The 15,012-nt window shown below is 62.9% G+C and carries 12 protein-coding genes; 3 read left to right on the top strand and 9 right to left on the bottom strand.

From position 1 onward, the window contains the following. The first annotated feature begins 40 nt into the window (after positions 1-40). On the top strand, positions 41-1,318 hold the full coding sequence (locus P353_RS11490; RefSeq protein ID WP_034369263.1) for an O-acetylhomoserine aminocarboxypropyltransferase/cysteine synthase family protein: 1,278 nt from the start codon (positions 41-43) through the stop codon (positions 1,316-1,318). Between the two features lie 27 nt (positions 1,319-1,345). Here the strand turns inward: P353_RS11490 and egtB are convergent, their stop codons facing one another. Together egtB and egtD are read right to left on the bottom strand one after the other, a co-directional pair. After that, positions 1,346-2,674 carry an ergothioneine biosynthesis protein EgtB gene (gene egtB / locus P353_RS11485; RefSeq protein WP_080750517.1) on the bottom strand — a complete coding sequence of 443 codons (1,329 nt, stop codon included), beginning with the start codon at positions 2,672-2,674 and terminating at the stop codon, positions 1,346-1,348. After that, positions 2,661-3,716 carry an L-histidine N(alpha)-methyltransferase gene (gene egtD, locus P353_RS11480; protein ID WP_419186617.1) on the bottom strand — a complete coding sequence of 352 codons (1,056 nt, stop codon included), beginning with the start codon at positions 3,714-3,716 and terminating at the stop codon, positions 2,661-2,663. Before egtD ends, egtB begins: the two co-directional genes overlap by 14 nt. Between egtD and P353_RS30170 the strand changes: the two genes are divergently transcribed. Then, a complete protein-coding gene (locus P353_RS30170; RefSeq protein ID WP_269799958.1) occupies positions 3,715-3,849 on the top strand; it encodes a hypothetical protein in 135 nt (44 codons plus the stop codon). The two genes, egtD and P353_RS30170, sit on opposite strands and share 2 nt — an antisense overlap. 289 nt (positions 3,850-4,138) lie before the next feature. Here the strand turns inward: P353_RS30170 and P353_RS11470 are convergent, their stop codons facing one another. Together P353_RS11470 and P353_RS11465 are read right to left on the bottom strand one after the other, a co-directional pair. Then, the gene (locus P353_RS11470; protein ID WP_003080665.1) at positions 4,139-4,753 is read right to left on the bottom strand and encodes an OmpW/AlkL family protein; all 615 of its coding nucleotides are present in this window, start codon (positions 4,751-4,753) and stop codon (positions 4,139-4,141) included. Between the two features lie 203 nt (positions 4,754-4,956). Beyond that, a complete protein-coding gene (locus P353_RS11465; protein WP_034369255.1) occupies positions 4,957-5,976 on the bottom strand; it encodes a DUF808 domain-containing protein in 1,020 nt (339 codons plus the stop codon). A gap of 142 nt (positions 5,977-6,118) precedes the next feature. On the opposite strand from P353_RS11465, the gene P353_RS11460 reads away from it, so the two are divergent. Next, positions 6,119-6,328 (top strand): hypothetical protein, encoded by a 210-nt coding sequence (locus P353_RS11460; protein ID WP_034369252.1) that lies wholly within the window; start codon positions 6,119-6,121, stop codon positions 6,326-6,328. A 47-nt stretch (positions 6,329-6,375) separates the two neighbouring features. Here P353_RS11460 and P353_RS11455 read toward each other — a convergent pair whose 3' ends face one another. From P353_RS11455 to P353_RS11435, 5 genes are read right to left on the bottom strand one after another with little or no spacing between them, the layout of a single operon-like run. Continuing rightward, the gene (locus P353_RS11455; protein ID WP_034369248.1) at positions 6,376-7,581 is read right to left on the bottom strand and encodes a VWA domain-containing protein; all 1,206 of its coding nucleotides are present in this window, start codon (positions 7,579-7,581) and stop codon (positions 6,376-6,378) included. Positions 7,582-7,583: 2 nt separating this feature from the next. Further along, positions 7,584-10,157, bottom strand: coding sequence for a DUF5682 family protein (locus tag P353_RS11450; protein ID WP_034369245.1), 2,574 nt, complete (start codon positions 10,155-10,157; stop codon positions 7,584-7,586). A 53-nt stretch (positions 10,158-10,210) separates the two neighbouring features. After that, complete coding sequence (locus P353_RS11445) at positions 10,211-11,293, bottom strand: ATP-binding protein (protein ID WP_034369241.1); 1,083 nt, start codon at positions 11,291-11,293, stop codon at positions 10,211-10,213. Between the two features lie 36 nt (positions 11,294-11,329). Further along, entirely contained in the window at positions 11,330-13,087 is a 1,758-nt protein-coding gene (locus P353_RS11440) for a DUF5691 domain-containing protein (protein WP_034369238.1), read from the bottom strand. Continuing rightward, on the bottom strand, positions 13,084-14,463 hold the full coding sequence (locus P353_RS11435) for an SWIM zinc finger family protein (protein ID WP_080750516.1): 1,380 nt from the start codon (positions 14,461-14,463) through the stop codon (positions 13,084-13,086). Before P353_RS11435 ends, P353_RS11440 begins: the two co-directional genes overlap by 4 nt. Positions 14,464-15,012: the final 549 nt, after the last annotated feature.

Raw genomic sequence — 15,012 nt, 5'->3', positions numbered from 1 at the left:
TGGCTGTGGCGTTCGAATAACTTGCCAAAGAGACACACACATGCGCATAGAGACACTCGCCGTACATGCCGGCTATTCCCCCGACCCCACCACCAAGGCTGCAGCCGTTCCCATCTACCAGACGGTGGCCTACGCGTTTGACAGCGCCCAGCATGGCGCCGATCTGTTTGATCTGAAGGTCCCGGGCAATATCTACACGCGCATCATGAATCCCACCACCGACGTGCTGGAAAAGCGCGTCGCGGCGCTCGAAGGCGGCATTGCCGCACTGGCCGTTGCATCAGGCATGGCTGCCATCACTGCCGCGATCCAGACCCTGGCCGAAACGGGTGACAACATCGTGTCTGCCAGCACGCTCTACGGCGGCACCTACAACCTGTTTGCCCACACCTTCCCGCAGCAGGGCATCGAAGTGCGCTTTGCAGATCCACGCGATCCGGCCAGCTTCGGCAAGCTGATCGACGCCAGGACCAAGGCGGTATTCATCGAATCCATCGGCAACCCGCTTGGCAATGTGACCGATATCCGTGCGTTGGCCGATGTGGCCCACCAGCATGGCGTGCCGCTGATCGTCGACAACACCGTGCCCTCTCCCTATCTGCTGCGCCCGTTTGAACATGGCGCAGACATCGTCGTACATTCGCTGACCAAATACCTGGGCGGCCACGGCACCAGCGTTGGCGGGGCGATCGTGGACAGCGGCAAGTTCCCCTGGGCGGAGCACAAGGCCCGCTTCAAGCGCCTGAACGAGCCCGACGTCAGCTATCACGGCGTGGTCTACACTGAAGCACTGGGCCCCGCCGCCTTCATCGGCCGCGCCCGCGTCGTTCCGCTGCGCAATATGGGCGCCGCCATCTCGCCGCAGAACGCCTTCCAGATCCTGCAAGGCATTGAAACCCTGGCCCTGCGTATGGACCGCATCTGCGAAAACACGCAGAAGATTGCAGAAACACTGCAACAACACCAAAAGGTGGAATGGGTGCGCTATGCAGGCCTGAAAGACCACCCCGACCATGCCATCGTGCAAAAACAGTCTGGCGGCCGCGCATCGGGCATTCTGTCGTTCAGCCTCAAGGGCAGCGAAGGTCGGGCTGCCGGAGCACGCTTCCTGGATGCCTTGCAGTTGTTCACGCGCCTGGTCAATATCGGCGATGCCAAGTCGCTGGCCACCCACCCCGCCTCAACCACCCACCGTCAGTTGGATGCGGACGAACTGGCCAAGGCCGGCGTGACCGAAGGCATGGTACGCCTGTCCGTTGGCATCGAGCATATTGACGATCTGCTGGCCGATCTCAACCAGGCGCTGGAACAGGTCTAAAACGAGTTTCAACTCTGGCGCGCGACTTCAGGCATCGCGCGCCAGGCGCAGCCCCGTCATCTGCCAGCGAGCCGTTGCGGGAAAGAAGTTGCGATAGGTCAGCCGCGCATGACCGGCAGGCGTGAGGCAGGAACCTCCGCGCAGCACATACTGGTTGACCATGAACTTGCCGTTGTACTCACCCACGGCACCCTCGGCCACACGAAAGCCCGGGTAGGCGGCATAGGACGAATGCGTCCACTCCCAGACCTGGCCGATTGCCGCTCCATGACAGCCGACCGTGGCCTCGGGATGCAGGCTGGCATGGCCCGCAGACAGGGACGCAGGCCATTCACGCAAGCTCATTGCCACCTCCCACTCCATCTCCGTCGGCAGGCGCGCACCGGCCCAGCGCGCATAGGCATCTGCCTCGAAATAGGAGATGTGACAGGCAGGCCTCAGCGCATGCAAAGCCATCACGCCATACAGGCTGAACTCCTGCCAGCCCGCATCACCCGCACCATCTTCAGCTTGCCTCCAGTACCAGGGGTGGCTCAGTTGCTGGGCCTGGCACCAGTCCCAGCCCTCGGCCAGCCACCATTGCGGCTGACTGTAGCCTCCATCCAGCACAAAACGCAGAAACTCGCCATTGTTCACGGGCCTTGATGTAATCTGCGCAGCTTGCACATATACGCTGTGCCTGGGCATTTCATTGTCAAACGCAAAGTTGCCACCGCCGTGACCTATGCTGTAGATGCCCGCCTCAAGTGGCTGCCATGTGAGATCGGCATAGGCCTGCACGGAATTCCCCTCTGCCCCCCCATCTGACGCATAAGCAGGCCAGAACGGATGACAAGAAAGCAAATGCTTGATGTCGGTGAGCATCAACTCCTGATGCTGCTGCTCGTGCTGCAAGCCCAATGTGACGAGCTGAGCAACGGCCTGCTGCGTCGTCGGGCTTTTGTCTTTCATGGCGGCCATCAGCGCCAGCATCTGCTCATCCACCACAGCGCGATAGGCCATGACCTGTGCCAGAGCCGGTCTGGTCAGCAAGCCCCGCTGGGCTCTGGGATGGCGTGCACCCACCTGCTGGTAATAGGAGTTGAACAGCATGCGAAAACTGCCGTCAAAAGCCTGATGCCCTGGCTGGTGCACGGCCAGTACAAAGGTTTCAAAGAACCAGCTGGTATGGGCCAGATGCCATTTGACAGGACTGGCGTCCGGCATGGATTGCACGCAGGCGTCTTCTGCAGACAAGGGCGCAGCCAGCTTTTGCGTACAGGCTCTCACGCGCTCGAACTGCTGCGCAAGTACCATCCAGTCCCAATCAGCAGATGCCATGAAAAAGGGCCGATCCATTGTTTCAGGCATGGGCATGAATGACGGCAAACCATTGCTGCTCATCGGTCCAGACCATGGGTTCGGCAAATCCCGCGCAAGCCAGCATGGAGAGGAAATCGGACAGCGGGTATTTGTAGCTGTTCTCCGTATGGATGGTCTCGCCCTGAGAAAAATAGCGCAGGCCCTGAGGCCAGCACACCATGACGGGGCGACGGGCGCGCAAGTGCATCTCTATGCGCGATGTCCGGCTGTCGAAGCGCGCCTCATGCGCCCAGTCCTGAAGATTGAAATCGCTGCCCAGCAGACGGTTCACATGATTGAGCACATTGAGATTGAATTCGGCTGTGACGCCCTGCTCATCGTCGTAAGCGGCTATTAGAACCGGTACCGGCTTGGGCAGATCAATGCCAATCAGCAGCCCGCCATCGCCCCCCAGAAGTGAATGCATATGTCTGAGCATATGCAAAGCCTGCTGCGTATCAAAGTTGCCGATCGAGGAGCCAGGGTAGAACAGCTCACGCCGCGTCAGTGGCACGCCTGACGGCAAATGCCAGTCTCCCGTGAAATCCGCCGCAACCGCACGAGCCGTAAGTCGCGGAAAGTCATGCTCCAGCCTGGCCACAGCGGCCTGCAGAAACTCGACCGCAATATCCACTCCCAGAAACTGCTGCGGCCCCACACTGCGACACAGGCGCCGCACCTTTTCGCAATTTCCCGCTCCCAGCTCTATCAACACCTGGCAACCCGCCATGGCCTGGGCGATCTCCAGGTCGTAGCGGGCCATGATGGCCGCCTCGGTTCTTGTGGGGTAGTACTCGGGCAGCTCGGTTATCTGCTCAAACAGGGCGCAGCCATGCGCGTCATATAGGAACTTGGGGGAAATCTGCGCCTGCTGCTGCATCAGCCCCTGTGCCAGCTCACAGCGCACATGCGTCGAGGGGCTATACACATCCATGAATGAGCTACTCTCGCCCTGAAGCGGTGGAGGTCTCAACGAGGACGCCAGAGGCAATGGAATGCGCCCTGCGCGTGATGCAAACTCTATCGATGCTCCTTGCCTGTCCGGTGTCGCGCGCATGCTGATCCTCCTGATGAGCCGATCGCGCGAGGCAGCCATTGCCCGCGCCATCACTGCCAAGCCTGCTTTAGAAGGTGCTTACGATTTCTACGCAGCCGCGTTGGAGCGCAAGGAGATCGTAAACACGTTCTGAGACCCTCAGCCTAGCGCGGCCGGCAATCGGCAGAAGTAGGACTGAAGCCAGCGAACCTTTTACTGCATGCGCATGCAGCAATGCTGACAAAGTCAATACTGGCCAAAGAATTCGGCAAAAAAAAATCGGTACCCCGCGCTGGCGGAATACCGATCTAAACATACACCCTAGCCTCCGAAGTCATCAGGCCATGCCGACCTGCTGACCCCGATGCACCGCAGAGCCTGCGGTGCGTGCCTCGCCTGCGGGAAGAAGGCCGCAGACAAGAACACTCTTTGCCGTGAAGCTATCAGAAGCGATAGCCCACGCCCACACCCACCAGCCATGGGTCAACCTTGAACTTGGTGTTTTCAAACACGCCTGCACCTGTGACCTTGGTACCCAGATACACCTTCTTGATGTCGAAGTTCAGCGACCAGTTCTTGTCCAGCGCATAGTCGAAGCCGACCTGCAGCGCGCCGCCAAAACTGTTCTTCTTCACGGTCACGGCACCATCCAGGATGTCAACGTTCGAGAAGCGCGTGTAGTTCACGCCTGCCCCCACATAAGGCTTGAAGGCCCCAAAGTTGGTGAAGTGATACTGCGCCAGCAAAGTGGGGGGCAGATGCTTGAGCGAACCGATCTTGCCGCCATTCAGGCGCACATCATGCTTTTGGGGATAGGTCAGCACCAGCTCTGCCGCGATGTTGGGCGTGAAGAAGTAGGACACGTCCAGTTCAGGCATCCACTTGTTGTTGATGCTCACGCCAGCGTCTCCGGCAGCGCCACCGTTGTCGCTATCCAGATGCAGCGCGCGCACGCGAACCTGCCAGGGGCTGGAGCCGTCAAACGAGGATTGGGCAAAAGCGGTACCGGCAGTCAGGGCGCTGGCAACAGCAGCAATCGCGATCAGAGTCTTTTTCATGGGTTCTTTCCTTGAAGAATTGGGTGAGTGCAATGCTTTGCATCCCTTGGCATCCATTGAAACAAAGCCATTGCCACACGGGTTTGTCCCATGTCAACCCGCACACCAACACCACAAAGAAAAAAGCGGACGTTGCCCATAGGCCACGTCCGCCCAAGATACTGATGAAGCGCAAAAAATTGCGTCACCAGTGATGGTATTTGTCAATTCGGATGAGCCACCTCGGCTGGTCGCAGCTTGTGCCACAACTCCACGCACACCACAACCGCACCGCCAATGACGGCCCCAACCAGCACATGCACCAACACCGGCCCCAGCGCTGCAACAATACCGCCCCTGGGCACAATCACCAGCTCTATCCAATGTTCAACAGGCTTTATGCCGTGCACCAGCAAGCTACCGCCTACCATGAACATGGCGGCCGTGCCCACGATGGACAGCCCGCGCATCAACCACGGGGTAAAAGCAATCAGACCACGGCCCATGGCCTTGGCAGCGCTGCTGCTCCTGGCCATCAGCCAGCCGCCCACATCATCCATGCGCACAATGCCGGCCACCAGTCCGTAGACGAACACGGTGATGCCCAGAGCCACGGCGATCAGCACCGCTGCCTGCTCCCAGATGGGCTTGGTCGCCACAGTGCCCAGCGCGATGGCCATGATTTCGGCCGACAGAATGAAGTCCGTGCGCACGGCGCCCTTGACCTTCTGCTTCTCGTACTCCATCGGGTCCATCTGCTTTTCGCGCGCAGCACGTACCGATGAGGGCGCAACGCCTTTATGGGCAGCCTCCTCGGCATCCACCACGGCGTCATGCGCATCATGCTTTTGATGCTTGCGAAACAGCTCCAGGATCTTCTCCACGCCTTCAAAGCACAGAAACGCGCCCCCGACCATCAGCAAGGGCGTGATCAGCCAAGGCACAAACGCGCTGATCAGCAGCGCTGCGGGCACCAAAATGGCCTTGTTCATTAACGAGCCCTTGGCCACAGCCCAGACCACGGGCAGCTCCCTGTTGGCCTTGACACCCGTGACCTGTTCGGCGTTGAGGGCCAGATCGTCGCCCAGCACGCCGGCCGTCTTCTGCACCGCCACCTTGGTCTGGGTGGCCACATCGTCGAGAATCGCCGTGCTCTTGCCTGCTGCCGTCTTGGTCATCAAGGCCACGTCGTCCAGCAAGCTAGCAATATCGTCTAGCAACATCAAAAGGCCGGCACCTGCCATCGCTTCTCCCGGTGGTTTGCAAAGTCACCATCATGCCTGCAAACCATGCAGAAGCTGCGACAGGAAATTGCCAATCAGCTGTGCGATCGGCGCGGCCCGGACTTTGCAGCGACAATGGGCACCCTCATCGAACGGAAACCCTGTGACTCAAGCCATCGCCCATGCCGAACTGATTGCCAGCTACCGCAAACTTGCCGCAGAGGCCGCCAAGAAGACCGAGCTGGTCAAGGCCGCTGCGGGCAAAGGCCCCAAGACCATTGCCACGGTCAGCGAAACCGCGGCCAAGGCCGCGCGCCGCCGCGATGTGATGGCCGCCAGGCTGGCCAAGCTCGGTATCGATCTGCCGGACTGAGCCCCAACAAGCAGCCTTCTTTCGGCAGCCTTCTTTCGGCAGCCTTCCTATTTGCTGGTCTTGAAGCCCTGCGTCGCGGCCCAGGCTGCCACATCGTCGCGACGGATGGCCGCTGCCATGAGCTGCGGAAAAGCATCGGGGGTGCAGGCAAACGAGGGCACGCCCAATGCCGCCAGCTTGGCCGCCAGCTCCGCATCATAGGCCGGTGCGCCCTCGTCGCTGAGCGCCAGCAGCGTTATGAACTGCACGCCGGCCTCGACCAGCTCGTTGGCGCGGCGCAGCAGGCCCGACTCCACACCGCCTTCGTAGAGGTCGGAGATCAGCACCAGAATGCTGTTGCGCGGCTCGCTGATCAGACCCTGGCAGTAACCGACCGCACCATTGATATCGGTGCCACCGCCCAGCTGCACGCCAAACAGCACATCGACGGGGTCGTCGAGTTTTTCCGTCAGATCGACCACGGCCGTATCGAACACCACCAGCTTGGTGGCCACGGCCGGCAGACTGGCCATCACCGCACCAAAGATGCTGGAATAGACCACCGAGTTGGCCATGGAGCCGCTCTGGTCAATGCACAGGATCACCTCGCGCTGCGGGCGGCGCGCCTTGCGCCCATAGCCAATCAACGTCTCTGGAACAATGGTTTTGTACTCGGGCTGCCAATGACGCAGGTTGGCGCGTATGGTGCGATTCCAGTCGATCTCGGCATGGCGCGGGCGGCGGTTGCGCTGGCTGCGGTCCAGTGCCCCGGCCACGGCACTGCGCATGGGCTCTTCGAGCTTTTTCATCAGCTCGTCCACAACCTTGCCCACCACCAGCCGCGCCGTGGCCTTGGTGTTCTGCGGAATCACCGAGCCCAGCGAAATCAGGTCCGCCACCAGGTGCACATCGGGCTGCACGTTCTCCAGCATCTCTGGCTGCAGCAGCAGCTCGCGCAGATTCAGGCGCTCCATGGCATCGCGCTGCATGACCTGCACGACCTGGCTCGGAAAGTACTTGCGGATATCGCCCAGCCAGCGCGATACCGAGGGCGAGGAGTTGCCGCGTCCGCCCTTGCGCGATGCCAGCTTGCTGTCTTCCTCATACAAGGCGGCCAGCGCCTGGTCCATCTCCTGCAAGCGGCCCGTCACACCGCCACAACTGGCGTCAGCGGGGCTGCCCAGCACCATGCGCCAGCGCTGCAGCCGCGTGGTGGGCAGCAGCTCTTCGGACTCCTGTTGCGGCTCGGTCGCCAAATTTGCTGTTTGCTTCATCGTCACACCTTGGCCGCGGCCGCATCAAAATCGGTAGCTGTCTGGGCTTGGCTTATTAGCGCCTGAGGCAGATTCAAGCCCAGCAACTCATTGAGCACGGGCAAGGCCAGCAAGGCACGCGACTCATCCCAGAGCGCGGCATCGTCCGCAGCGCCCATGGCAGGACCGGGTGCCGCAGCGCCCCCCACAGGCGTTCGCTTGACCTTGTCGCCCAGGCTTTGCCGCTCGTGATTGCTGAAGCTCGAGAAGCTGCGCCGCACCAGCGGCAAAATCTGTGCAAACTGCACCTCGCCCAAACCGCTGAGCCAGGCATCGACAGCACCCCAGATGGACTCGTCATGCAGCAGCACCAGCGCCTGCTGGTTCAGAAAGCCGTCCAGCCAGGCCGCCACATCCAAGGGCGCCGCACCCAGCGAAAGATTGCGGTTGAACTGACGCACGATCTCGGCGCTTTCCAGCAACTGCTCGTCGAGCAGCAAGCGGCAGGCCATGCCGCGCAGCAGTGCCGCTGCGGCATCCCCCATGGCCAGGCTGCGCAGTGCCAGGCGCCAGGCATCCACCGCCTGCTGGGCCTCGCCGTTGCTGGTGCGCAGCCGCAGTGCCTCGTGCGCCGCCAGCACCTTGGTCTTCATGGCGGCCGCAGCATCCTCATCCATGGCCATGCAGGCTACAGGCAGGCCGATGGCGGCGCGCAGCACCAGCGAATCGATCACGCCGGCCAGCAAGGCGGTATCGGTCTGGCGCACGCTGCCGTAGCGATAGACATTGGCCAGCGGCGGCAAGGCCTGCAGCAGTTGGGCCACATCGCCCGTGGTGGCTGCACGCTGTGCCAGCGTGGCGATCAGGGCCTCGACCAGCTGCGGCAAATCGGCCAGCAGTGCATCGTCGATGGCCTGCGCGATTTCGGGAAGCGAGGTCTCGGGCGTCAGGCTGGAGCGCAGCCTGGCCGTGGCGGCCTGGGCCACGGTCGCGCCATGCACGCTGGCCTCGATGATGCGCACCGCCAGCTCGGGCTCCCACTGCAGTTGCCAGCTTTCGCGGAAGGTGCCCCGGTTGCGCTGGGCATCGGTGGCGCGCACGCCCCAGTCAATGCCCAGCAAGCGCAGACGGTGCAGAAAATGGCTGCGTGCCAGATCGGTGTCCTTGCGCAAATCCAGCGCCAGCAGCCTGCTTGCCGCCTCGGGCTTGAGGCGCAGCGACTTCTGCTGCTGCTCGATATCACGCTGCAGCGGCACCTGAGGCACATCGGCGGGCACTTGGCCCAGCACATGACCGACGGTCAGTTCCTCGTCGATCAATAGGAGCGGTGCATCCTCGCCCATGCAGATCACGGTGACGATGGCCTCGTTGATTTCTTCCAGGCCGGGCATGGGCTGGCCACGCAGCGCCGCCAGACTCTCGGACAACCGCGTGGCCTCGATGATGTGAGCGCTGGAACAGTCCAGATCCTTGTCGCGCAGCAAATGGGCCACGCGCGTCAACCAGCCTGCCGTGCGCAGCGTGGCCGGAGCAACTGCGCTTTTGATAGCTGTTTTCGCTTCACCCTCAAGCGCTGGAGGTTGCTTTGACTCCAAACCGGGGGACTGCTGATAGCACTGCCACAGATGCTGGTACCAGCCCGGCGAAGTCACGCCCGCACCATAGCCGCTGCTACTGGCCAGGTTGCGATAAGTCCAGGGGGCCCAGGTCGCCATTACCTTGGCCTTGGGCAGGCCCTTCAGCAGGGCGCTGTCGGCCTTGGCCGTCACGCTGGCCCTGAGCGCTGGCACATGCCAGGCACCGCAGACCACGGCAATGCGCTGGTGACCGGCCTTGGTCGCCTCCCGAATGCACTGGCGCATATGGGCTTCGCGCAGTGCTTCTCGCTTCATGTATTCCTCGCCGCGCCAATGTTCGCCGTCCTTGGCCAGCTCTTCGCGGGCTGCCGTCATCACTTCGCCAATGCTTTCAAACAGTGCTTCGCTGTCGCCTCGCTCCTCGACCAGACGATTCCACCAGCTCTCGCCATCGTCAAAGCCTGCGGCATGGGCCAGCCAGTCCAGCGGATCGCGGTGCAGGTGTTGAGGAGCCGGTGCCGGGAGGTCCAGCTGCAGTTCATGCTCGTCGCCATCCTGCATATCGGCAAGCGTCGCGGCCTCCGCGACATCCGGTGCATCCTGCTCCGAGTCCGGGACAGCCGCCGACAGCACAGCCTCCTCGGCCTCCTGTGCGGCCTTCTTAAGTGCTTCGCGTCGCGCAAACTCGATGGCCATGCCATGGGTCTGCGGCAGGTCGATAAAGCGGGTTGCAACACCCCGGCGACTGGCCCACTGCAATGCCTGCCATTCGGGTGAGAACTCGGCAAACGGATAGAACGCGGCCTGGCTAGGCTCGTCCTGCATATAGACCAGCATGGCCACGGGCGGGCGCAGCTCAGTACTTTGCAACATGGGCAGCAGCGCCTCCCCCTCGGGCGGGCCTTCCACCAGCAGGCAATCGGGCTGCAAGGCCTCAAGCGCCTGCAGCAGACTGCGAGCGCAGCCCGGGCCGTGGTGGCGGATGCCGAAGAAATGGACGTTGTCAGCGGAAGTGGCCATGGGCTCGATCAGCAGTCACATGAGAAAGGAATGGGAAAGTCCCGAGAAGTACGTCAGATCTGCTCGCGGCAGGCGCGGTACAGATCCTTCCAGTCGCTGCGCTCCTTGACCACGGTTTCCAGATATTCCTTCCACACCACCGTGTCCTGCACCGGGTCCTTGATCACGGCTCCCAGCAGGCCCGAGGCCACATCGGCCGCGCGTAGCACGCCATCGCCGAAATGGCCGGCCAGCGCCATGCCGCTGTTGATGACCGAGATGGCCTCCGCCGTGGACAGCGTGGAGCTGGGCGACTTCACGCGCACGGTCTTGCCGTCCTCGGTCTGGCCGTGGCGCAGCTCGCGGAAGATCTGAACCACACGGCGCACCTCCTGCAGCGCAGGCGGCTCGGTTGGCAGCTGCAGCGCCCGCCCCTGCTCGGCCACGCGCTTGGTGACGATCTGCACCTCCTCGTCCTGCGAGGCCGGCACAGGCAGCACAACAGTGTTGAAGCGGCGCTTCAGGGCGCTGGACAGCTCGTTGACGCCCTTGTCGCGGTTGTTGGCCGTGGCAATGACCGAAAAGCCCTGCACGGCCTGGAACTCCATGGACAGCTCCGGCACAGGCAGCGTCTTTTCGGACAGCACCGTGATCAGCGTGTCCTGCACATCGGCGGGAATACGTGTGAGCTCCTCGATGCGTGCGATCTTGCCCAGCTTCATGGCATGGACCAGGGGGCTTGGAACCAGCGCCTTCTCGGACGGGCCATGGGCCAGCAACTGGGCATAGTTCCAGCCATAGCGCAGCTGTTCCTCGCTGGTGCCGGCCGTGCCCTGGATCAGCATGGTCGAATCGCCGCTCACGGCCGCCGACAGATGCTCGGACACCCAGGATTTGGCCGTGCCTGGCACGCCGTACAGCAGCAAGGCACGGTCGGTGGCCAGCGTGGACACGGCAATCTCCATCAGGCGCGCATTGCCGATGTATTTGGGGCTGAGCTCAAACCCGTTGCTGAGCTTGCCGCCCATCAGATACTGGAGCACGGCCCAGGGCGAGAGCTTCCAGTTGGGCGGGCGCGGACGGTCGTCCACCTTCTGCAGGGCATCGAGTTCTTCGGCAAATTGCGCCTCGGCGTGCTGACGTAGTACTTGGCTCATGATGACTTTCGGTTGAATGCAGAAAAATTCGAAGGCTTAGGCGCCTAGTGCGGCATGCAGGGCCAGGCGCAGATCGACGCTACGGTTGAGTTGCTCGAGCACGCGCTCGTCATCCCAGGGGCGCAGACGGGCGCGCTCCAGCCGCGCCTGCTGTTCGGGTGTCAGGGTGCTTTGCGCAGCCACTGCGGCGACCTCTTCGGCCGCATCGGCCACCTTGGATACCAGCTTTTTCCAGATCCCGCCCAGCCCTGACGGGGCTGCTGCCTCGGGTGGCTGCTGCGGCACGGCAAGTTCCTCAGCCTGTGGAGGCTGACGCCAGAGTCGCACAAAGCGCGGCAGAACGGCCGGATGCAGGCGGCGCGCGCAGGCCAGCACGGCCCGATCGGCCTGCCAACTATGCCAGCTGCCTGTGGCCTGCTTGCCACCCAGCGCCTTGTCCAGTGCGTCCATCAGTTGCTCAGACATGGATTGAGAAAACACGCCAACCACGGGCATGCTGCTCTCGATGGTGTTGATGCGGTCCACCAAGCTGCCCTTGGCTTGCTGCAACTGCGTCTGCCATAGCGCCTCGCGCTCCTGCTGGCTCAACCGGTCCAGCAGGGCCGGCAGCAGCGCTTCAGCCCGTGCATCGCGCTCCATGGTCTGCAACAGCGCAATCCAGCGCACATCGGGCTGATCGCGCAGGGCCGCCAGCCAGCCCTGGCGCAAAGCGGTCTTCCAGTCGCTGCGGCGGCTCCAGTCCCAGAGCTGCTCGGGCGTCATCTCCAGGGTCTGCAGCCAGAAATCGATGGACGCAAGCTCCACCATCTGCTGCAACCACCAGGCTTTCACGCCCTTGATATAGGCCGGCGGCTGCAGCGCAATGCCGTCGCGCTCCCAGTCCTTGCTCCCCTCCTCGGGCGGCTCGATCTGCCATTCTCCCTTGGCATTGCGGCTCAGCATGGACTGCAGCCAGCCCAGGACGCGCAGGCTGTGCGCGCTTTGCGGCAGACGCGACAGCAGACGGGCCGCGTTCTCACGCACCTCCTTGCTGCGATCGGTCAGCAGCTTTTCCAGCAGCGGCTCGTCCGCCATCGACAGCCCTACACCCAGAGCCAGCACCATGGGTGCACGCTCCTTGGCATTGAGCTCCTTCAAGCTGGCTTCCAGTCTGGCACGCGCCTGGTCGGCATCGGTCTCACGTTCGCTGTGCAGCAGCGCCACGCGCTGCTCGATGGAGCCCTCCTGCCAGATCAGCTCGGCATTGGCCGTCTCCTGCACGCCGCTGGCATAGCTCCACTGCGGGTTGAGCCCGGCCAGCCAGCGGCCTCGCTCGCCCAGCACCGGCGTCAGCCAGGTACGCAGCTCCACCGAACGGCGGCCTTCATTCAAAGCATCGACCAGGAGCGCATGAGGCAGGCGCTGTCCAGCCTGATCGAGGACATGGAACATGGGAGCCAGCATGCTCTCGGGCCCATGCTGCAGCACATCACGCATCAGGTCATGCAAGCGCTCATCCTCGGGCGCACGGCGAGACTCGTCAGCTGGCAATGCCGGAGAGCTCAAAGGTGCGCCGAGCCTAACCTGCGCACCGGGCTGCCAGCCCGCCCGCTCCAGGACGGCAGCGACGGCGCTGGCTCTGAGCAGCTGTGCCGCCGTTGATGCAGCCGGCTGCAGCCAGGCGGCTTGCATGGCTTGCAAACCGGGGCTGGCTGCGGCATCGACCTGCGCGGTCAACACCGCAGGCACGGCCAGCCTGTCCGACCCGACCAGACTTGACTGCTGCAGTGCAGCCCACAAATTGGCGCTGCTCATCGCATCTCTCCTTGGTTATGCCAGATGGGGGACAAGGCCTTGCTGTGAGCATCCTGCTGCCAGGCACTGAGCAAGCGCCAGCGCCCCAGTTGCGGCCCGGACTCCCACTCGCCAAACAGGGCCAGAGGCGTGCCGCCGCTCAGCGCCAGCAGCCGCCAGGCTTCGTCATCGGCAATCACCGCAGGCACGGGCGCCGCCTGGCTCTGCCCTGTGGGCCAGCCCACCAGCCATTGCCCCTCTACATACAGTAGTTGGGCATTCGCACACCACAGCGGCTGCACCGGCTGCAGCGCATTGGCCGCAATGCGCTCGCCCAGTTGCTGCAACGGTTCGCCCAAAGCCTTGGCCGTCAGGGCTGCGGCATCGCAGCTGTCGAGTGCTTCAACCCCATTGACCGCGACCGCCCGCAGGCTCGCCCTGCCAGGGTAGAAGCTCAAGGCTGTGCGATAAGCGCCGCCGCTCACCCAGGCCGTCTCGAACCCGCGCCCGCCCTGGGCATAGTCCAGGATCAGGGCTGCGCGGCCAGTATTGAGGCCCTGCAACCAGACGCGGCGCTCCAGCAGGCGGCCCTCGCGCTCGATCAGGCGCTGGCCCAGCACCCGCCAATCGTCGCTGATGGTCTCGCCACGGGCCTGTACTTCGGCCTTGTCCATGGGCCAGCCCAGGGCGGCCATGACGTCGGCCTTCACCTCGGGGCTCAGCGAGTCACGCCGCTGCACCGCATCCACCAGCAGCTGCCAATGGCCAAGCTGCACCAGCAGGTCACGCGGCCAGGTCGGGTGACTGTCCACCAGCTCCCAGGCTTCCCTGATACGCGCGGCCATACCCGTGGCCTGGGCATCCACCATGCGTGCCGCCATGGTGTTCCAGTGCTGGCGCGTTTGGCTGTCACCCGCCTGATTGGCCAGGCCGGTGCGCACCATGTCCTGCATCCATAGCGACAGCTCCTGCATGCCGCCAGCAACCTTGTCCCAGCGTTTGTCCTCGCGCTTGGCCTGTTGTCTGACCAGAGCCTCCTGATCCGCAACTGGCGCAGCGGCAATGGCCGCCGCCTTGGCCTCTTTCTGCTCGGCTTTTTGCAGACGACCACCCAGCCAGTTGCTGACCCATTCAGGGGGCTCGCCGCCCTCCGGCACCTGGCCGCCTGCGCGCAGCAGCATCAACGCCAGCCCGTGCTTGCAGGGGAACTTGCGGCTGGGGCAGGAGCACTTGAAGGCCGGCCCGCTCAGATCGACCTGAGTCTGATACGGCTTGCTGCCGCTGCCCTGGCATTCCCCCCACGCCGCAGCATCATTGCTGCCTGTGTTCGGCCATTTGCTCAGGGACTGCAGTCCCTTGGCCGCCTTGGATGACGCAGCATCCGGCGACAGTGCCAAAACTTCCGCTTCCGTTGCTAATACACGCGACACCAATGTCTCCCGTCCCGAATCGACGCAATATCTTGATAGTTCGAGGCGCTTACGCACCAAGGGCGAGTACCAGACTACCCTCGGAAAACCTCGTCCGCACTTTGCTGAAACGGTGCTTTCAGCGCGGCAAAAACTGTGGTTTGACAGACCGCGCAAACCGTTGCGCGCAATGCATCAGCCTATCATCGCCATGGCGCTGTGCCGATGAAAACGTGCAAAAAATCAGAACACAAAGAAGCCGTGCGACATGCATCAACCGGCTTCCTCGCCAAGCTGCGGCGCTGCTGTTCCCGACGAACATTCAGCCCGCCGACGCTGCTGCAGATGCAAGTACCGACTCCGCAGCAGCCAAGTCACGGCATCCTTGCTACTTTTGCTTACCAATAGTTCGACCCGGCGTAGATGCTCATGCCATTCAAGCTGCTTGCAGCTGCACCAGGCTACCCATGCGGCTGTCGAATGGATACTGCAGATCTGGCTTCTCTGGGTCCAACCGGCCAGGACGCCCGCGAGGCC

It is taken from the genome of Comamonas testosteroni (genome assembly GCF_000761245.1).
GTDB classification, from domain to species: Bacteria; Pseudomonadota; Gammaproteobacteria; order Burkholderiales; family Burkholderiaceae_C; genus Comamonas; species Comamonas testosteroni_C.
The sequence above is the reverse complement of the archived record's forward strand: the minus strand, read 5'-3'. Positions and strand labels throughout refer to the sequence as shown.